Annotated in this window: 19 protein-coding genes, 3 tRNA genes and 1 pseudogene; 12 read left to right on the top strand and 11 right to left on the bottom strand. The window is 64.4% G+C overall.

The genetic code is table 11. The features are described from left to right. Nucleotides 1-12: 12 nt before the first annotated feature. Both wzm and ACLMAJ_RS15210 read right to left on the bottom strand, forming a co-directional pair. Complete coding sequence (gene wzm, locus ACLMAJ_RS15215) at nt 13-840, bottom strand: galactan export ABC transporter permease subunit Wzm/RfbD (protein ID WP_412014441.1); 828 nt, start codon at nt 838-840, stop codon at nt 13-15. A gap of 306 nt (nt 841-1,146) precedes the next feature. Next, entirely contained in the window at nt 1,147-1,755 is a 609-nt protein-coding gene (locus ACLMAJ_RS15210) for a bacterial proteasome activator family protein (RefSeq protein WP_412014302.1), read from the bottom strand. 238 nt (nt 1,756-1,993) lie between these two features. Here ACLMAJ_RS15210 and ACLMAJ_RS15205 point away from each other — a divergent pair, with 238 nt between their 5' ends. Further along, nucleotides 1,994-3,196 (top strand): cysteine desulfurase-like protein, encoded by a 1,203-nt coding sequence (locus tag ACLMAJ_RS15205; protein WP_412014301.1) that lies wholly within the window; start codon nt 1,994-1,996, stop codon nt 3,194-3,196. Between the two features lie 75 nt (nt 3,197-3,271). Here ACLMAJ_RS15205 and ACLMAJ_RS15200 read toward each other — a convergent pair whose 3' ends face one another. After that, nucleotides 3,272-4,144: a glycosyltransferase family 2 protein gene (locus ACLMAJ_RS15200; RefSeq protein ID WP_412014300.1), complete on the bottom strand. Its 873-nt coding sequence runs from the start codon at nt 4,142-4,144 to the stop codon at nt 3,272-3,274. A 192-nt stretch (nt 4,145-4,336) separates the two neighbouring features. Here ACLMAJ_RS15200 and ACLMAJ_RS15195 point away from each other — a divergent pair, with 192 nt between their 5' ends. Beyond that, nucleotides 4,337-5,083, top strand: a complete 747-nt coding sequence (locus ACLMAJ_RS15195) for a hypothetical protein (RefSeq protein ID WP_412014299.1) — start codon at nt 4,337-4,339, stop codon at nt 5,081-5,083. 26 nt (nt 5,084-5,109) lie between these two features. Here ACLMAJ_RS15195 and ACLMAJ_RS15190 read toward each other — a convergent pair whose 3' ends face one another. Further along, nucleotides 5,110-6,123: an NAD(P)H-quinone oxidoreductase gene (locus ACLMAJ_RS15190; RefSeq protein ID WP_412014440.1), complete on the bottom strand. Its 1,014-nt coding sequence runs from the start codon at nt 6,121-6,123 to the stop codon at nt 5,110-5,112. Nucleotides 6,124-6,265: 142 nt separating this feature from the next. Here ACLMAJ_RS15190 and ACLMAJ_RS15185 point away from each other — a divergent pair, with 142 nt between their 5' ends. The 3 genes from ACLMAJ_RS15185 (at nt 6,266) to ACLMAJ_RS15175 (ending at nt 8,097) form a co-directional block, all read left to right on the top strand. After that, entirely contained in the window at nt 6,266-7,441 is a 1,176-nt protein-coding gene (locus tag ACLMAJ_RS15185) for a lactate 2-monooxygenase (RefSeq protein WP_412014298.1), read from the top strand. 43 nt (nt 7,442-7,484) lie between these two features. Then, on the top strand, nt 7,485-7,985 hold the full coding sequence (locus ACLMAJ_RS15180) for a MarR family winged helix-turn-helix transcriptional regulator (protein WP_412014297.1): 501 nt from the start codon (nt 7,485-7,487) through the stop codon (nt 7,983-7,985). 24 nt (nt 7,986-8,009) lie between these two features. Then, a tRNA-Ser gene (locus ACLMAJ_RS15175) sits at nt 8,010-8,097 on the top strand. Nucleotides 8,098-8,151: 54 nt separating this feature from the next. On the opposite strand, the gene ACLMAJ_RS15170 is transcribed toward ACLMAJ_RS15175, so the two are convergent. After that, the gene (locus ACLMAJ_RS15170) at nt 8,152-8,571 is read right to left on the bottom strand and encodes a DUF1810 domain-containing protein (RefSeq protein ID WP_412014296.1); all 420 of its coding nucleotides are present in this window, start codon (nt 8,569-8,571) and stop codon (nt 8,152-8,154) included. A gap of 61 nt (nt 8,572-8,632) precedes the next feature. Continuing rightward, nucleotides 8,633-9,685 carry a nitric oxide synthase oxygenase gene (locus tag ACLMAJ_RS15165; protein ID WP_412014439.1) on the bottom strand — a complete coding sequence of 351 codons (1,053 nt, stop codon included), beginning with the start codon at nt 9,683-9,685 and terminating at the stop codon, nt 8,633-8,635. 491 nt (nt 9,686-10,176) lie between these two features. Between ACLMAJ_RS15165 and ACLMAJ_RS15160 the strand changes: the two are divergent. After that, nucleotides 10,177-10,866 (top strand): annotated as a pseudogene (locus tag ACLMAJ_RS15160) (HoxN/HupN/NixA family nickel/cobalt transporter); the annotation flags it as partial. Nucleotides 10,867-10,951: 85 nt separating this feature from the next. Continuing rightward, nucleotides 10,952-12,007: an alpha/beta hydrolase gene (locus ACLMAJ_RS15155; RefSeq protein WP_412014295.1), complete on the top strand. Its 1,056-nt coding sequence runs from the start codon at nt 10,952-10,954 to the stop codon at nt 12,005-12,007. 9 nt (nt 12,008-12,016) lie between these two features. Here ACLMAJ_RS15155 and hisC read toward each other — a convergent pair whose 3' ends face one another. After that, nucleotides 12,017-13,093: a histidinol-phosphate transaminase gene (hisC, locus tag ACLMAJ_RS15150; RefSeq protein WP_412014294.1), complete on the bottom strand. Its 1,077-nt coding sequence runs from the start codon at nt 13,091-13,093 to the stop codon at nt 12,017-12,019. A gap of 97 nt (nt 13,094-13,190) precedes the next feature. Here hisC and ACLMAJ_RS15145 point away from each other — a divergent pair, with 97 nt between their 5' ends. The 3 genes from ACLMAJ_RS15145 (at nt 13,191) to ACLMAJ_RS15135 (ending at nt 14,222) form a co-directional block, all read left to right on the top strand. Beyond that, nucleotides 13,191-13,931, top strand: coding sequence for a dienelactone hydrolase family protein (locus ACLMAJ_RS15145; protein ID WP_412014293.1), 741 nt, complete (start codon nt 13,191-13,193; stop codon nt 13,929-13,931). A gap of 91 nt (nt 13,932-14,022) precedes the next feature. Further along, nucleotides 14,023-14,112 (top strand) — tRNA-Ser (locus ACLMAJ_RS15140). A 37-nt stretch (nt 14,113-14,149) separates the two neighbouring features. Beyond that, nucleotides 14,150-14,222: transfer RNA gene (locus ACLMAJ_RS15135), tRNA-Arg, on the top strand. A 182-nt stretch (nt 14,223-14,404) separates the two neighbouring features. Here ACLMAJ_RS15135 and ACLMAJ_RS15130 read toward each other — a convergent pair. Both ACLMAJ_RS15130 and ACLMAJ_RS15125 read right to left on the bottom strand, forming a co-directional pair. Further along, the gene (locus tag ACLMAJ_RS15130; RefSeq protein ID WP_412014292.1) at nt 14,405-14,914 is read right to left on the bottom strand and encodes an IPT/TIG domain-containing protein; all 510 of its coding nucleotides are present in this window, start codon (nt 14,912-14,914) and stop codon (nt 14,405-14,407) included. A gap of 114 nt (nt 14,915-15,028) precedes the next feature. Next, on the bottom strand, nt 15,029-15,250 hold the full coding sequence (locus ACLMAJ_RS15125; protein ID WP_412014291.1) for a hypothetical protein: 222 nt from the start codon (nt 15,248-15,250) through the stop codon (nt 15,029-15,031). A 511-nt stretch (nt 15,251-15,761) separates the two neighbouring features. Between ACLMAJ_RS15125 and ACLMAJ_RS15120 the strand changes: the two genes are divergently transcribed. Both ACLMAJ_RS15120 and ACLMAJ_RS15115 read left to right on the top strand, forming a co-directional pair. After that, nucleotides 15,762-16,643: a helix-turn-helix domain-containing protein gene (locus ACLMAJ_RS15120; protein WP_412014290.1), complete on the top strand. Its 882-nt coding sequence runs from the start codon at nt 15,762-15,764 to the stop codon at nt 16,641-16,643. Next, nucleotides 16,640-16,858, top strand: a complete 219-nt coding sequence (locus ACLMAJ_RS15115) for a DUF397 domain-containing protein (RefSeq protein WP_412014289.1) — start codon at nt 16,640-16,642, stop codon at nt 16,856-16,858. The genes ACLMAJ_RS15120 and ACLMAJ_RS15115 overlap by 4 nt, the downstream gene beginning before the upstream one ends. A 201-nt stretch (nt 16,859-17,059) precedes the next feature. Here ACLMAJ_RS15115 and ACLMAJ_RS15110 read toward each other — a convergent pair whose 3' ends face one another. Then, nucleotides 17,060-17,785 carry a maleylpyruvate isomerase family mycothiol-dependent enzyme gene (locus ACLMAJ_RS15110; protein ID WP_412014288.1) on the bottom strand — a complete coding sequence of 242 codons (726 nt, stop codon included), beginning with the start codon at nt 17,783-17,785 and terminating at the stop codon, nt 17,060-17,062. A gap of 79 nt (nt 17,786-17,864) precedes the next feature. Further along, nucleotides 17,865-18,257 carry a RidA family protein gene (locus ACLMAJ_RS15105; RefSeq protein WP_412014287.1) on the bottom strand — a complete coding sequence of 131 codons (393 nt, stop codon included), beginning with the start codon at nt 18,255-18,257 and terminating at the stop codon, nt 17,865-17,867. Nucleotides 18,258-18,288: the final 31 nt, after the last annotated feature.

The following is an 18,288-nucleotide window of genomic DNA, read 5'->3' as shown; positions in this document are numbered from 1 at the left end:
CGAGCCCGCCTCCTATACCCAGTACGGCACGCGCGAACGGTACTGCTTCATCGCGAAGATCGCGACGAGCCAGCCGATCACGGTGATGGTGCCGACGATCACCCAGTGATAAAGATGCTGATCGTCGCCGAGTAGCGGTGCCCTGATGATCTCCAGGTAGTGGAACGTCGGGACGATTTCGGCAAGTTTCGCGCGCTCGCTGACCTGGCCGCCCTGCGCCTCCAGGCTTTTCGTATTCCACATGACCGGGGTCAGCACGAACAGCATCAGCGTGAGGCTGCCGAGGATCGGCGCTATATCGCGGTAGCGCGTGCTGAAGATGCCGAACACGATCGATACCCACATCGCGTTGAGGAAAAGCAGCCCGAGCGCGGGGATAGCGAATATCGCTGTCCAGTGCAGTTTTTCCCAGACACCGAACGCGACAAGCACCACCAGATAAATCAGCATGTTGTGCGCGAAGAACAGCAACTGCCGCCACACCAGGCGATAGACGTGCACACTCAGCGCCGAAGGCAGCTGTTTGATCAGCCCCTCGTTGGCGATGAATACATCCGAGCCCTCGAGAATGCTGGCATTGATCACATTCCAGACGATGATGCCGACGGCCACATAGGGCAGATAGTCCTTGATCGGCTGGTCGAGCAGCGCCGCGTACAGCAGACCGATCGCCGCGGCCTGGACACCGGTCGCGATGGTGATCCAGAACGGCCCGATCACCGAGCGCCGGTACCGCTGTTTGATGTCCTGCCAGCCGAGGGACAACCATAGTTCGCGCTGGCTGAAGCCGCTGCGGAAATCCATGAAGGCGCGCTGGAAGGTCTGGGAATCCGACACGATCGGTGTCTCGACCGTGACGGACTCACCTTCGGGGGCGTCGTCTGCCGACGCGGTCGGCTGCTCGTCGGTGGTCACCGAGTCCTCATTCGCTGATTTCTCGTTCACTGGGAAGGAGTTGTCCTCGGCCGCCTCGATGTCGTCGCTGGCGGTGTCCTGTTCAGGACGCGCGGAACTCTCTTCGGAACGCGCTTTGCTGGTATCTGAACGCACTTGGCTCTCTTCAGGACGCCCCGTATCCAGGTCGGAAACCGAGTCGGGGCGAGCGGCAGCGGCGGGCACGGTGCTCGAGCCTACCCTCGTAAATTCTCAGAGATACTGCCCGGTGCCGCCGGTGGCATGGCCCGGTTGACCGGCACGTGGGTCGACCGTGTGGATGCCGGGCGGCAGCGCACCCTGGCGCATCTGTTCGAGCTGGGCACGAGCCGCCATCTGCTGGGCGAACAGCGCGGTCTGGATGCCGTGGAACAGCCCTTCGAGCCAGCCGACCAGCTGGGCCTGTGCGATGCGCAGTTCGGCGTCGGTCGGGATGGCATCGTCGGTGAACGGCAGCGTGAGTCGCTCGAGCTCGTCGCGAAGTTCGGGAGCGAGGCCCTGTTCCAGCTCGCGGACCGAGGACTTGTGGATCTCGCGCAGCCGGGTGCGGCTCGCGTCGTCCAGCGGTGCGGCACGCACCTCCTCCAGCAGCTGTTTGATCATGGTGCCGATACGCATGACCTTCGCGGGCTGCTCGACCATGTCGGCGAGCGATTCGCCCGCGTCGCCGTTGCCATCCGGATCGTCGGATTTCTTGTCGCTGTCGGTGACGACCTGCGCGGTGAAGGGCGTGTCGGATCCGGGCTCGACGGGGATGGTCAGCGGTTGGCCGTCGGGTCCGATCACGACGATCGATTCCGGTGTCTCATCCGATTGCGTCATGATCCCTATCATGTCCCGTCGGCGGCGGACGCGCTAAGGCGGGCGGGGAGAGGTCGCCGGAGTCCGCGTCGCGGCGGCGCACCGGCGTTCTATTCTGTTCGGGTCGTGTGGTTCGGATTTGCTGAAAGTCGGTTGCCATGCTGAGTCCCAGGTCGCTGCGCTCGTGCCCGATGATGTCCTTGCTCTCGAGAGGGATCGCGGTTACACAGCCTCACCCGCTGCCCTTAGAGTGGCCAGCATGACTTACGACGTCGCGAGGGTTCGGGGCCTGATACCGTCCCTGGGCGACGGCTGGATCCATCTCGACCCGCAAGCGGGCATGTTGGTCCCGGATTCGGTATCTCGCGCCGTCTCAACGGGTTTCCGTACATCGTCGTTTTCCCATATCGGACGTAACGGCGCGGCGGTGCGCAGTGCCGCGATTCTGGACGCGGCTCGTGAGGCCGTCGCGGATCTGGTCGGCGCCGATCCGGCGGGTGTAGTACTCGGCCCGGACCGGGCGGTTTTGCTGGCTTGGTTGGCCGAGTCATTGAGTTCGCGTCTCGGGCTCGGCACCGGGATCGTGCTCTCGCGCTTGGACGACGAGGCCAATGTCGCGCCTTGGTTGCGGATCGCGAACCGTTACGGCGCGCATGTGCGCTGGGCGGAGGTCGAGATCGAGACCTGTGAGATGCCCTCCTGGCAATTCGAGGAATTGATCGGCCCCACCGCCAGGCTGGTCGCTTTGACCGCCGCGTCCCCGATCGTCGGATCCGCGCCCGCGGTCCGCGTCGCGGCGGACCGCGTGCACGAGGTCGGTGGCCTACTCGTCGCCGACGCATTCGGAGCGTCGCCGTACGCGCTCATCGATATCGACGAACTCAATGCCGACGTCGTCGCACTCAGCGCCCCCGCATGGGGCGGCCCGCAGATCGGCGCGCTGGTGTTCCGCGACCCCGCGTTCCTCGACCGCATTCCGTCGATGTCGTTGAATCCTTACGCAAAAGGCGCCGAGCGGCTCGAGGTAGGTGGCCACCAATACGCCTTGCTCGCCGGGCTCACCACATCGATCGACTTCCTGGCCGGTCTGGACGAGCGCGCCACCGGCACCCGCCGCGAGCGCCTCGAATTGTCCATTACCTCACTGCAGGACTATCACGACCAGCTCTTCGAGCACCTGATGGACACCCTCGACAAGATCGCCAACCTGACCGTCATCGGCCGCGCGTCAACCCGCATCCCGACCGTCAGCTTCACCCTCGAAGGCATGCAGGCCGAAAAGGTCGCCGCCAAACTCGCCGACAACCGCATCGGCACCCTCAGTGGTGTGCACGGCGGCAGCCGCCTGCTCGATGCCCTCGGTGTGAATGACGAAGGCGGCGCGGTCACCGTCGGCCTCGCCCCGTACACCACCAAGTTCGAAATCGACCAACTCGGCAGGGCCCTCGCGGCTTTGGAGTAGTCGGGTCGACTGGATGGCGCACCGACATCGGCGACATTCGACAGCATCTATCGGGCTCGACGAGCGGCCGCTCAGCTAGCGCCGCAAGCGTTGCGCGATCGCGGTCCGCAGAACAGACGCCGTGCCGCGTACCACCAGGCCCGCCGCGACGAGCGGCGCGAACAGCAGCCACGGTGAGCCCTGATGGAAGTCGCAGTAGAACCGCAAAGCGCTGCGGTGGTGGCTGCGGATCTTGCGGAAAGGGGCAGACCGCATGCTGCCGCCTTCGCGGTGGCGGATCTCGACGGTGGGATCGAGCACGACTCGCCACCCGGCGCGGTGCATGTCGAGTGCCATCTTGGTTTCCTCGAAGTAGAGGAAGTATCGGGTGTCGAACCCGCCGACGGCGTCGAACGCTTCCCGGCGAAACAGCATGCAGCATCCGGAGATCCAGTCGACATCGCTGACCGTGGTCACCGACTTGCCGAAGTACCGTCGAGTGGCCGGGTTGCCGGGCCACACCCCGCCGAGCAATGCGTGCGCGATGCCCACCGCGAGCGATGGGAACTGTCGGCCGGTCGGGTAGTGCGTCCCGTCCAGCCTGGCGATTTGCGGTCCGATCATGCCGATCTTGTCGTCGGTGCGGGCGGTTTCGACAAGCGTGGCTATCGAGCCGGGCGCGAGGTGTGTGTCGGGGTTGGCGACCAGGATCCACTCGGCGTTCGTCGCGGCCGCGCCCTGGTTGATAGCGGCGGAGAGACCGACGTTCTGACGATTGCGGATTACTGTCCCGCCGAACTGCTCGACGAAACCGGCACTTCCATCGGTCGATGTGTTGTCGACACCGATCACATCGAGCTCCAGCGGCTCGACCGCCGCCGTCAGCGACTCCAAGAAGGGCGGCAGGTCCTCTGCGCTCTGGTAGGTGACGAGGACGAGGCCGACGGTCTTCTCATCGCGGCGAGACATGCCGGGGAACTTATCACCCCGATGCCCGACCGGCCGAGCGATCTATTCGACAACCACTTCCCAGATGCCCGGATCGGCAGCACACGATGCGGACGGTTACCCAGGACACACCCTCCGACGTGGCCGTTAACGCTTGGAAGGCCCGCTTCTATAAAAGACCAGTTGGTACTTTAAGAGGACGGGCTGGCAGCTATGCAGGTGAGCAACGAGCTGATCTTGGCTTTTCGGCGCGCCACCGACGACGTCGCTCGTGCACTCGTGGATCGTGAGACGCCGGCTCTAGCGGGGGTGATGCGGCGGGCGGGCGGACAGGTGCAGAGGACGGTGGACGAGGTCGGCGACATGGACCACGCTTTGGGAAGACAGTTTGCCAAGGGCGACGACTTCGTGTGGTTCCAACCAAAGCCGCCGTGGTCCGAGCGGGTCAACCGAGAGATCGACGACTGTTTGAACAGGGTGAATCCGCATTTCGACTCGGCCGATCCGGGACGAAGCAATAACTGTGTGGCCGTGGCGACCGCGTACGAATTGCGTCGGCGAGGATACGACGTGGGCGTGAAGGCAGGGCAGGTTTCGTTCCCGTTCGAGGCCGGGTTCCCGCACAGTGTTACCGAGATTGCCTGGTCGCGAAGGTTTACTGCGGTGCTCGAGCGCAGCCATCTCTACGAGGCATTCCGGCAACCCGGTTCACGCGGGATCGTCATTGCGGACTGGCCTCCGGGGCAGAGCATCGACCTCGGCGATTCCCATGTGTTCAATATCGAACACGTACCCGGCGCCGGGATACGCGTCGTCGACGGACAGCCCAACCCGCCGCTGACGGACGCCACAGCACACATCCACGAAGCGGCAGCGTTGCGGTATCTGCGGGTGGACGATCTGGCCGATCCCGCACCGAGCATCGTCAACTACCTCGGAATACAAACCGCGCGTCGATAACCGGTCGGTGATGGCCCCAGCGCTCGTCAGAACTCGCGGACGCGCAGGATCACCTTTCCGAAGGTGTCGGAGGAATCGAGCATGCGGTGTGCCTCGGGGGCGTCCTCGATCGCCAGTTCCGCGTGGATGACAGGAACGATGGTGCCGTCGGCGATAAGCGGCCACACATGCTGGATCAGATCGGTGATGACGGCGGCCTTGCTGTGGTTCCCGGTCGCGGGTCTTTTACGCAGGTTGTTCGCGTGGATGCTGCCCCATTTGCCCAGCAGCGCAGCTAGATTCAGTTCGCCGTTGACGCCGCCCTGCATGCCGATGACGACCAGGTGGCCGTGTTCGGCGAGGGCCTCCACGTTGCGCGGCAGGTAGCTGGCGCCCATGTTGTCGAGGATGATGTCGGCGCCAGGGTGGCCCGCGCTGGACTTCTCGGCACGGATGGCCGCGACGAAATCTTTCTCGCGGTAGTTGATCAGCACGCTCGCGCCGAGTTCTTCGCAGCGCTCCAGCTTCCGCTGTGACCCCGCGGTCACCGCGACCCGCGCACCACGGCTTACCGCTAATTGGATTGCGTGCGTGCCGATTCCGCTGCCGCCGCCGTGGATCAGCACCAGTTGGCCCGCGTGCATTCCCGCCGTGGTTACGAGATTCGACCACACCGTTGCGGCCACTTCGGGCAGTCCGGCCGCCGCACCGAGATCCAGTTCGTCGGGTACCGGAAGCAGCTGCGTCGCCGGTACAACGACCCGCTCGGCATATCCGCCGCCGGACAGCAGCGCGCACACGCGGTCGCCGACGTGCCAGTCGTGCACGCCGTCGCCGACCTCGGCGATCACACCGGAGACCTCCAGGCCGAGGATCTCGCTCGCGCCCGCGGGCGGTGGATAGAAGCCCTGCCGCTGCAAAAGATCGGCGCGATTGACACCGGCGGCGGCAACCTCGATCAGCACCGCACCGTGACCGGGAGTCGGATCGGGCGCCTCGGCCCACTCCATCACCTCGGGTCCGCCGAAACCGTTCAGATTGATTGCGCGCACCCGCCCCATACTGCCGGGCGCGGCGCCGGGCTGTGCGCGGGACCGGGTATCGGGTCCCTGATGGGCGGGGGACCACATGTTGCGCCCGGTGGTTTGCATCGATCCGGCGAGCATCCTGCGCGAACGGATCGGACGGACTAGCGTCCCATCCGTGACCGGCTTTTTCGACTTCCAGAACGAGATCTACCAGGGTGGACTCGATGGTTCGGTGCCTGAATTACCTATGACCGCCGCGGGATTGGAGCAGCGGGCACAGCAGGTGCTCGATCCGGTCGCCTTCGCGTATGTGGCGGGTAGCGCCTCGTCGGAGCGGACCGCCGCGGCCAACCGCAGCGCGTTCGACCGGTATCGGATCGTGCCCAGAATGCTGCGCGGTACCTCCTGGCCCGGTGCGCGAGATCTTTCGGTGGAGGTACTCGGGACGCGATTGGCCGCGCCGGTGCTCACCGCGCCGGTGGGGGTGCTCGAATTGCTGCACGAGGCCGGCGAGGTGATCGTCGGCGATGTCACCAAGGAGCTCGGTATCGGCACGGTGCTGTCGACGGCGGCGTCCTCGACCATCGAGGAAGTCGGCGCGACGGCCGGGGACTGGTGGTATCAGCTGTACTGGCCGAGCGATGACGAGCTGGCCCGCTCGTTCGTCGAACGAGCGCAACGTGCGGGCGCCAAAGCGATCGTGGTCACCGTCGATACGCCCAACCTCGGCTGGCGGCCACGCGATCTCGCACACGCGCATCTGCCGTTCCTGCACGGTAAAGGCATCGCCAACTATCTGTCCGATCCGGTCTTCCGCGCGAAACTACCGGCGCCGCCGGAAGAGAGCGAGGCCGCGATGCGAGCGGCGATCGGCGCCTGGGCCAGCGTGTTCAGCAACCATGCGCTGCGCCCTGCCGACCTCGCCAGGCTGCGCGAATGGACCGATCTTCCGATCGCGGCGAAAGGCATTCTGCACCCCGACGACGCACGTCAGGTGGTCGACGCGGGCGCGGACGCGGTGGTGGTGAGCAATCACGGCGGCCGTCAGGTAGATGGCTCGATCGCCGCGCTCGACGCACTGCCCGTGGTGGTCGCCTCCATCGGCGATCGCGCCGACGTGCTATTCGATTCCGGGATTCGCACCGGCTCGGACATGCTGATCGCGCTGGCCCTCGGCGCGAAGGCGGTGCTGTACGGAAGGCCGTGGGCCTACGGTCTCGGCATCGCGGGCCGTGCTGGGGTGCGCCACGCGTTGCGGCTGTTGCTGGCCGATTTCGACTCCGCGCTCGGCCTCTCCGGCTGCGCGAGCCCGGCCGAGCTGGACAGATCGCTCGTCGTCACCGCGCGCTGAGCCGCGAGCAGCCGGGGATTCGCCCAGCTCAGGCGCGCCTAGAATGGATGATGTGTATTCCGAACCGAGCAGTCCCGGACCTGCGGAGCCGAACTGGCTCGACCGAGCGCAGGCGCGCGCATGGCGCGCGTACATGGACGGCCACCAGCGCCTGATGGCAACACTGAACCGTCAGCTACAACGCGACAGCGACCTCAGCATCGCCGAATACCGAATCCTGGTCCTGCTGTCCGAAGCACCCGATCGATCACTGCGAATGAGCGAGCTGGCCGACGGTGTGCTGTCGTCGCGCAGCAGACTGACCCATCAGATCCGGCGCATGGAAGACCAGCACATGGTGCGCCGCAACAGCTGCCTGGAGGACGGTCGCGGCGTGCTCGCCGAACTCACCGAGGAGGGCCTGCGCCGACTGGTGGCCGCGGCCCCCGGCCACGTCGACGCCGTCCGCAACCACTTCGTCGATCTACTGACCCCCGCCCAGCTGGCGGTGATCGGCGACGCCTTCGCGCGCATCGACAAGGTGATCGGCGAGCGTGCCGACTGACGGGTCAGCTACGATCGTGCTCCTGGAGACGTGGCAGAGCGGCCGAATGCACTCGCCTTGAAAGCGAGCGTCGAGAGATCGACCGGGGGTTCAAATCCCTCCGTCTCCGCCAAATGTTGAGCACAGCAAGGCTCGAGGATCCATCGACTACCTCGAAACGTCGGATTCAGAGGCGGTCGAGGGTCTGCTGATCTTCGATACCGTTGAAGTATTTTTCGAGGACGAGCAAGAATATTTGGTTGTCGGATGTAGACCTGGCGAACAGGGTCATCGACGAGTGCAGTTTCAAGTAGTCGGGCCAGCCGAATATTTCTTCGATCGACTGATTCTGGATTATCGAGACTGATCTGCTGCACTCCCTGAGTCGCGGTCCGAGTATTTCGTGCTGCAAGTAAGCCCGAGCTTCCGCGATGGAGGTTATCGAGTACCGTCGAGCGACTTCGCTGCGTCCGAGGCCCTGAAGCTGCGGGAAGACGAACCACATCCAATGACTATGCTTTTTCCCGGCTCGCAACTCGGCCACGACTTCGTCGAATATGTCGGATTGGGCGCGAATAAAACGGTTCAGATTGTACGGGTCATTCATGGTCACTCCGCTGCGATGAGAGCCGACCGGGTATGTCCGTCAGCCTAGAGATGGCGGACTGTCAGCTACGCCGCACGAAGTTCGGGCGGATGTCGAGGTCCGGCGGGTCGTAGTAGCGGTGGAAGGTCGGAGTGAGGCCCGACGAGATCGGTGGATTCACCCAGGACCAGTCGGTGGGGCAGGTGCGGCCCGCGGCCTCCTCGCGCTCGACGTGATCGCAGAACTGTTTTGCGACGGTGTGGTGGTCGACGATATAAACGCCGGACCTGCGGAAGCTGTGCAGAACCGCGCGGTTCAGTTCGACAAGCGCCTGGTCACGCCACAGGGTGCGTTCGTGGCGGGTATCGAGGCCCATCATCTCGCCGATCAGCGGGAGCATGTTGTAGCGGCTGGTGTCGCTGAGGTTGCGTGCGCCGATTTCCGCACCCATGTACCAGCCGTTGAATGGTGCGAACGGGTAGGTGATGCCGCCGATTTCGAGGTTCATATTCGAAACTGCGGGCACGGCATGCCATTTCAGGCCGAGACCGGCGAACTCTTCCAGGTCGGGGTGCTCGAGCTCGACCTCCTTCGCCAACTCGGACGGCACGTCGAACCAGCGGATCGGCTCGTCCGGTGTGCTGATGAGCACCGGCAGAATGTCGAACGGGGTGCCGGCGCCACGCCAACCGAGCTTCGTCGCGAACTCGGTGATCGCGACATTCGCCGCATCGCCTGTGACACTGCCGTCGCCATTGCGGTACCCCGCGTAGCGAATCAATTGTGGACTGACGATGCGGAATTCGCGGCCGTCGGCTTGGCGCGGAGGTCCGACGGTGATCAGCGACTGGACCGCGCCGCCATTGGTGGCCATCTGCAAATGCTGCCAGCAGACCTCGGCGAGATCACTGGCCGAGCGCACCCGTCGCGCATCGAGCAACTTCAGCGATCGCCAGTGTTTTCGACCGACACAGCGAGCGTGGTTGCGCCACGCGAGCTTGGCGCCGATCAGGATTTCCTCGGCCGTCTGCGTGTAGCTGCGGGTCTGCTCGAGTTGCTCCAGCGCGTTGCGGCGGCGGTGCGTCGGCAGGTGGGCGAGTTCGGGCTGTCGGAAGAATTCATCGCATTCGTGCATGCGCTGCCGCAGCTCGATGCTGAAAGGGTCGGTGTAAGTGCTTGTTTCGAGGGGCTTGTCCAGCGACGCAACAGGTAGCACGTGGTTCACAGTTTTCTCCGGTCGGGCATCAGGTACTGCGGCCAAACAGACAGACATCTTTCGAGCAGAGAATTCGCAGAAGCGGCGCGGCGGCGGTGGGCGGACCGCGAGATAGCTCCCGGATTGCGGTCGCCGGTCGGCGGATCGAGTGCTCGACGGAACTTTCGGTGCGAGCTGATGGTTTGCCGTAGGCGCACATCGCAGGTTGACCTCGATGCTTTCGTTTGCTATCCGCGATCATGCTCGTCCTAATCGGGGGCGAAAAGGTCCGTGTAGCAGCGTACGACTGGTGTGCTGGCCGTGTGCCTGTATTTGCGGTATTACCTGTTAGGGCCCATTACGGCCGACCCGAATCATGCGTGTCGTGTCGCGCTGCGGTTGAGCGGTTCGGTCGTCGGAGTAGTGAGGGTTCGGCTCGTGCGTGGGTCCTGGGTATGGCGCTCGGCACCTTCCTGATCGCGATCGGTCTGCTGAATCTGGCTTCGCTGCTGGGGATTTGGCGCGTCTTTCGGCGCATGCGGCACGGCGAGTTCGACGAAGCGCGGCTCGAGCGCGAGTTGGACAACAGAGGGCTGCTCAATCGCGTGCTCGCGCCGGTGGTCCGGCTGGTCGGCAAGCCATGGCAGATGTATCCGGTCGGACTGTTGTTCGGGCTGGGTTTCGACACTGTCACCAAGGTCGGCCTGCTGGTGATCGCGGGTGGCGCGGCCGCGACCGGGCTGCCCTGGTATTCGATTCTCGTTCCGCCGGTGCTGTTTTCGGCGGGTATGACACTGTTCGATTCGCTCGACGGCTCGTTCATGAGCTACGCATACGACTGGGCCTTCGCCAAGCCGATCCGAAAGATCTACTACAACTTGGTGATTACCGGATTGTCGGTGGCGGTGGCCTTGCTGATCGGTGGGCAGGAGATCGTGTCGATCGTCGCCGAAAGGCTCGAGGTCGAGTCGGGCATCATCGCCTGGATCGGGAACCTGGATTTGGGTGATCTCGGATACATCGTCGTCGGACTGTTCGTGGCGACCTGGGCGATCGCGGTGGCGGTATGGCGCTTCGCCGGTGTGGAACGGCACTGGCGGGACACCTCGGCCGCCGACTGAGCAATGAAAGTGGCGCCGGTCACGTCAATATTTGTGCCGATATGGCGGTGCGGTCGGCCTTCGAGTTTCTGGCAGGATAGCGACCATGCTGTCTCGGCGCGGGGTGCGGCGCTGGGTCTCCAGCGCCATGGTTGGTGTCGCACTGTTATCCGGTGCGTCGGCTGTCGGCGTGTCATCGGTATCGGCTGCGCCGCTGCCCAACACCGGGTCCTCCGATGGGCCCGCTGCGGCTGAGCCGACGACGACGCCCGCAACGCAGGCCTCCATCGACCGCATCGAACCTATCACCGACCGCTGGTTGCGGGTGTTCGTCCGCTCGCCCGCCATGAGCCGGGTCGTCGAGGTGCAGGTGCTGCTGCCGCGCGAGCGCAACCATCCCCGCCCGACGGTGTACATGCTCGACGGCCGCAGCGCGAGCCCGACGAGCAACAACTGGACCGAGCAGGGGCACGCGGACGAATTCTTCGAAGACAAAGCCGTCAATGTGGTGCTGACGGTGGGCGGACCGGCCAGTTTCTATACCGACTGGCAGCAGGCGGATCCGGTCCTCGGCACCAATATGTGGGAGACGTTCCTCGCGAAGGAACTGCCGCCGCTGATCGATACCGAGTTCGACGGCAACGGACGCAACGCGGTCATGGGTGTCTCGATGGGCGCCGAGGCCGCCATGATGCTCGCCTTCCGGCAGCCGAAGCTCTATATGGCGGTCGCCGCGCACAGCGGGTGTTTTTCCATGGGAACCGATATCGGACAGGCGCAGGTTCGCGCGGTGGTGGCCACCTACCGCGGTGAGCCCGACAATATGTTCGGCAGGCAGAACGATCCCGCCTGGCTCGATCATGACGTCCTGCTGAACGCGGATGCCTTGCGCGGCAAGGCAATCTACCTTTCGGTCGGCAGCGGACTTCCCGGCAAGTACGACACACCGAGCAACCCCGACATGACAAGCACCATCGGATTCGGCGGCCCGCTGGAGGCCGCGACGAATGCCTGCACGCTTCGGCTCGCCGAGCGTCTCGGCACCCTCGGTATCCCGGTGACCTCGCATTTCCGGTTGACCGGAACCCACTCGTGGCCGTACTGGCGTGACGAGCTGGCCAAGTCATGGCCGACGGTGTCGCGGCCGCTCGGCGTTGCCTAGCTGTGCCATTCAGCCGAACTGCGCGGCAACAGCCGGGGCGGTGGCGAAGTGCAGGAACTGCTCGTTTTCGTGTGGATCGCCGATGGTGACCCGGACGCCGTCGGCGCCGTAGGGGCGCACCAGCACACCGGCCGCCGCACTCGCCTCGCCGAACTCCGCGCTGCGCGTCCCGAGCGGCAGCCACACGAAGTTCGACTCGCTCGGCGGCACCCGGTAGCCGGCCGCGAGCAATGCCTCGCGGACCCGCTCGCGTTCGGTGACGAGAGTGTCGGTCCGGTCCAACAGTTCGTGCCGCGCCTCGAGCGAGGCGATCGCGGCGGCCTGCGCGACCCGGTTCACGCTGAACGGGATATGCACCTTCATCAGCGCGGTGATCACCGCAGGATCGCCGACGGCGTAGCCCGCCCGCAAGCCCGCCAGGCCGTAGGCCTTGGAGAAGGTGCGCAGCACAACGACATTGGGGCGGGTACGGCCCAGCTCCACGCCGTCAGGGCGATCCTGTGGGTTCAGCCGCAGGTACTCGTAGTACGCCTCGTCCAGGACGATCAGCACCCGCTTCGGTATGGCGTCGAGGAAGCGTGCCAGCTGCTGCTTGCCGACCGCGGTGCCCGTCGGATTGTTCGGGTTGCAGACGAAGATCAGTTTGGTGTGCTCGGTGACCGCGGCCGCCATCGCGTCCAGATCGTGCACCAGTTCCGAGGTGAGCGGCACCTGCACCGCGGTCGCATTGCCGACCTGGGTGACGATCGGGTACGCCTCGAACGAGCGCCAGGCGAAGAGCACCTCGTCGGTCGGCGCACCGCAGGTGATCTGCACCAGTTCCTGGCACAGCGCGACGCTGCCGCAGCCGACAGCGACATTCGCCGTCGCGACGCCGAGGAAGTCCGCGAGCGCCGCGCGCAACTCCGTGGCCTGATTGTCCGGATAACGGTTGGCCAGCTCGGCGGCCTCCGCAATCGCCTTCGCGGCGGCAGGCAGCGGACCGAAGGTCGTCTCGTTGCTTGCCAGCTTGATCGCGCCGGGATGGTTACGGCCAGGGACGTACGCCGGGATCGAATCGAGGTCGGGCCGGATCTTCGCGCTCACTCTCCCAGCCTATGCCGGGTACCAGAAATTCTGTGGGGGAGGGCCGCTCACGTGCAATTTCTCGCCAAGATGCAGGATATCGCCCTACGCTGGTTCCATGTCGGGCACTTATGACGATATTGCGCCGCTTCGCGGCTGCGACGACATGATTTCCGCTCTGGACGGCGAATCATCGCTGAAGGACCGGCGACATGCCGAAGAAGAGCGGGTTCCCATCACCGTGGCCGAGCCGGAGGGCAATGCTCGTGGCGGCATTGTGGTGTTGCACGAATCTCGTGAGTTCACCGGCGCACTGCTGGAACTAATGGCCGCGCTGGCGACCGAAGGCTGGACGGTAGTTGCGCCCAATCTGTTCCATCGCGTCAATGGGGAACCCGCGGCCGAGATCTTCGGTGACGAGCTCTTCGAGGACTTCGACGCCTGCTTCGACTGGCTGACCCGCCGTGGCGTGTTCCCGGACTGCATCGGCGTGCTCGGCTTCGACCACGCCGGCACCGCCGCTTTCCTGGTCGCCACCAATCGCCCGATCGGCGCCGCGGTGAGTGTCGCGGCACCCGGCATCATCGAGCCGCTCACCGAACAAGCCGATGCCCTCGTCCGCGCCGCCCCGAATCTGCAGGCCCCTTGGCTCGGTCTCTACGGTTCCGACGATCCGGCGACCCCGCCCGCGCACGTCGACCAGTTGCGCGACGCGACCGCCCGAGCCTCGGTGGCCAGCCTCGTCATCAGCTACCCCGGCCTGCATCATCGCGCCGATCATTCCGGTGTCGACGACGACACCGATTTCATCGACTCCCAAACCCGGATTTTCGACTGGTTCGACAGCAACTTACGCTGATAACCAGCCGTTTTGCGATCTAGACTGCGGCTACTGTAATCTTCATGCTCGGCGGTTCGAAAGGACCGGTGCCCTCGAAGAGAAGGCTCCAGGAGGCGTGCCAGAGCGGCCGAATGGGACTCACTGCTAATGAGTTGTCCCTTCACGGGGACCGGAGGTTCAAATCCTCTCGCCTCCGCCACACCCCCGGTTTACCGGGTAACAACTGAACACCGCATGCGCCCGTAGCTCAACGGATAGAGCATCTGACTACGGATCAGAAGGTTAGGGGTTCGAATCCCTTCGGGCGCACAAGAATCGGCCCCTGAACTGCGATAGCAGTTCAGGGGCCGATCGGTATTCACAGGCATTTATGTCGAATCCGGTACTTTGCCCATCTCGCGGGCGACGCTGTACCGGACGTGACCGAGCAACGCGGCAGGCCACCGCCCCCGACACCAAGGCGAAGAGCAGTGCGGATCACCGCCGCCGCATCACCCTGGATTATTCGGATCGTCCTGCGATCTCAGGCTGGCAAACATAGCGGCGTCCTGCTTGGTCACCTCGTCCAACATGGCAGCCATACCCGCGTTCGCCGCGGCCTGCGCCTCCTGTTGTGCTTGGAACGGATCCGGCCTCCACTGCCCGCCGTCGTCGCATAGCAAATTGACCTGGTTGGCGGTTCCGGGCCTCGCTGACCAGTTGACTCCGCCTGTTCCCGCGCTGGACAAGTGGTCGCCGTCAGATTCCAGGACGGGTACCCGGGGGATCGTGGACTCTTGCCCGTCGGTTCCCATGACGAAGACGTGCAAGGTGCCGTAGCTTGTCACAGGAACCGTCAAGGTGATTTGGGTAGGGCTGTCCACCGTGAACTGCGCGTCGAATTTCTTGAAGTTCACGTTCTCGAAGAAGACCCGGGTGACTCCCTTGAAACCTGACCCGGTTATGACCATCTGCTGCCCCACCTTGGCGCTGCAGGGGCTGACGCCGGTGATATTCGCCATCGACCTGTACCTCCCTCGTATGGGCTGATCCGGTGCGACAAACAAAACAAAGCGTGACACTCCCGCGCGGACCAGCGCATGCGAATGGCCCAAAACCCGCAGTGACCTCACCTGTCAGTCTCTTGGGTGTACCGCCCTTGCGCGACATGTGTATCCCGCCTGCGGGATCGGTTCGACTTCGACATCGACCGGCAGCCCCTCGGCGATCGTGGTGATGTCGAGATCCCCGCGAGCGTTTGACAGGTGGAACCAAACGAGCGTGCTGTCGGCGTCATCGAGCTTGATCACGCCGGTACCGTTACGCGGTTTCCAGCGCCACACCGTGCCGGTTTCCATCCTGTGCCCCTTATCCTGTCGTGGCCCCTCGGGCAGGTGGACCAGCATCGTCTATCGGGTGGCTCGTTCGACGAGGGTGCGGCGCTTCGACTGGAAGTGCCGCGATCTACTCGTGCGTTTCAGCCGCCGCCGTGGTACCGATGACGCGGTGTGCGACGAGGCGACCGATCACGGTGCCGAGTGTTTCGGTATACCGAGGCGGAGCCGTGCGCTGGGGTTGGTAGCGGTTTGATCAGCACAGGGTCCTCGAAGGTTCGTATCGGTGAATTCGGGTGCGCCCGGCCGAATCAGCGGATTGTGGCAATCCGTTGTGATCCAATAGGTTTCTCAGTTTCCTACGGCTCTCCGGCCGGGCGCGGCAACAGCAGAGCACGCGACAGGCGGAGGAGTCAGAGTCTTCATGGGGATTTCATTCCGATCGCGCCGAACGGCGAGGACAAGATCCATTTACGGAGATCGGTTCGTTCGCGAACGATTTACTTTCACATCCGAGAACTGAGGCAGGGGGCCCATGTCGGAAACAGGAAGCACCGTGCCGCGACGGCAGCTGGGACGGCACCTCCGAGACCTGCGCTTGCAGGCCGGAATGTCCATGCCGGAAGCCGCGCGCCTGATCGAACGCGGTACGACGACGCTACAGAGGTTGGAGACGGGACAGACGCACAAGATCCGGCTGCTCGATATCCGGGAGCTGTGCAGTGTGTACAGCGCCAGCGAGGTGGTCACTGCCGGATTGCTCGGGCTGGCGCAGGAAGCGTCGGGGAAGTGCTGGTGGCATGAGTACGGGAAGCTGATACCGCAGGATTTCGACGTTTATGTGGGGTTGGAGGCGGGGGCGCGAAAGCTGACGTCATACGCCCCGGACGTTGTGTTGGGATTGCTACAAGCACCGGATTACGCTCGGGCGCTTCTGCGTTCGGCGCTGCCTGATATCTCTTGCCACGAAATCGATCGAAGGGTCGAAGTGAAACAGCGCCGTCAGAGGATTCTCACCCGAAAGCGGAAGGCTACGGAGTTGAATGCCGTTCTCCTCGAATGTGCGCTGCATCGGGTTGTGGGCGGCTCTCGCGTTATGAACGCACAGCTGCGGCACCTTGCGGACATGTCAACGTTGCCGAACGTGACACTCCGGATACTCCCGTACTCGGCGGGTATCCCACAGGGCGATCCGATCGGGTTGTTCACTGTCGTCGACTTCGGGATGGACAAGAACAAACAGCCGATTGAGCCGCCGATTGTCTACCTCGAAAACCTCACTGGTGACTTATATCTGGAGTCGCACCGCGGTGTGGGCCGCTACTATGTGGCTCATGAGTCCATCTGCGGTGCCGCGCTGGATGAGACTGCGAGCAGGAGTCTGCTTCGGCAGCTAGCGAGGGAGTACGCCACGTGAGCGACAAGTACGAAATCGACCTTGCAGGTGCTCGCTGGTTCAAGAGCACCCGTAGCTCGGCGACGAAAGATTGCGTCGAGGTCGCCTTCCTGTCCAATGATCTCGTCGGCGTCCGGGACTCGAAGAATCCAGACGGCCCGGCACTAGTGTTCGGTGGCGGCGTGTGGGATACGTTCGCTGCCGCCATTGCTGATGGGGAATTCCGCTGGTCGTAGTTGTCATGGCCGACCGACCACTCCCGCCCCAGGGAGGGACGGTCGGTTCTCTCGTTCAGAAGACTGCTATCTGTCGATAGCGGCTGGTCAGGGCGAATTCCGCAGCTCGCGTAGCGACTTGCCGGAATTGGTATGGATCCAGTTGTGCCATCCGCCAATCTCTGTTCCGACCAAGTCTTTGAGCGCTGCATGTGTGTGCGGTTACTTCCAGGCGGGGAGGGGTGGGAGGTCGCCCGTCAGGTCGGTGCCGTTGGACCGGCCGAGGAGCCAGGCCAAAAGGGAAGCCCCGGGGCCGCTTACGTCGTGGGACGGTGCGGAGGAGCCGATTGTGGTGGTGAAGTCGGTGTCGGTCGCGTGGATGGTGAAGGTTGTGGCGGGGGTCGATGCGGCGGCTTTGGTGAGGTCGGCGGCGGCTCGGGGGAGTAGGCGGGTGACGAAATCGGTTGGCCAGTCGGCGGGTTGGTAGTCGGCGGCCAGGTCGACGTGGTGGATTTCGACTTCCTGTAGGCGCATCCAGATGACCTCGGTGGCGGGGATCGGCCTGCCTTGTCTGGTGCGGACCGTGGCCGCCCAAGCTTCCGCCGGTGCCTCCATTGCGAGATCGAGCCAGCGGGTGGCGGCGGCCTCGTTGTCGGCGAGTTGCTCGGCCAATGGGCGTGGGGCGCCCGATTCGATGTCGGCGTCGCGGATGAGCATGCTTGTGTACTGCGGGGTTTCGATGCCGGTGCGGGCCCAGCGCAGCAGGTTGACCAGGCTGTCGGCGTTGCGGGCGAGGTGGGTGAGTACGTGTCCGCGGGTCCAGCGGGGCAGTAGCGAGGGCTCGGTCACCTCGCTATCGCTGAGACGGCGTGCGGTGTCGAGGAAGCGGGTCGTCGCTTCGGCGACTGTTTCGAGCTGAATGGCGGGTTCCGGAGCTTCGCTGGTCACGATCCGACCCTAGCGATACCAGTCCCGGCGGGTTGGCAAACCACCCTCGGCAGCGGGCGAGTCATGACCGTCGACGTGGCTACGCAGACACGATCGCGTCTGCCTCGATCTCCACCAGCAATGCGGGGGTGATCAATGCCTTGATCTCGTACATGGACGCGGCGGGCCGGATGTCGCCGAAGACCTCGGCGTGCGCCTTGGCGATCTCGGGCCAGCGGGAAATGTCGGTGACGAAAATTCGGGTGCGGATCACATCCGAGAGGTTCGCGCCCGCGTCGGTGAGCGCGGTGGCGATGCGCCGCAGGACCTCCCTGGTCTGCTCGCCGATGTCATCGCCACCGACCGCTGCGCCGCCGGGGAGCGAGGCGGTGGTGCCGCTGACAGCGATGACATTGCCGATCCGGACGGCGCGGGAATAGCCGACGATGTCTTCGAACTCGGCGGCCGAGGAGATGTTCACGCGATCATTCATGTCGCAAGCATGGCACCGTCGGGTGCGCGAC

This window comes from Nocardia arseniciresistens (genome assembly GCF_046764875.1).
GTDB classification, from domain to species: Bacteria; Actinomycetota; Actinomycetes; order Mycobacteriales; family Mycobacteriaceae; genus Nocardia; species Nocardia arseniciresistens.
This window is presented reverse-complemented; position numbering and strand designations above follow the sequence as displayed.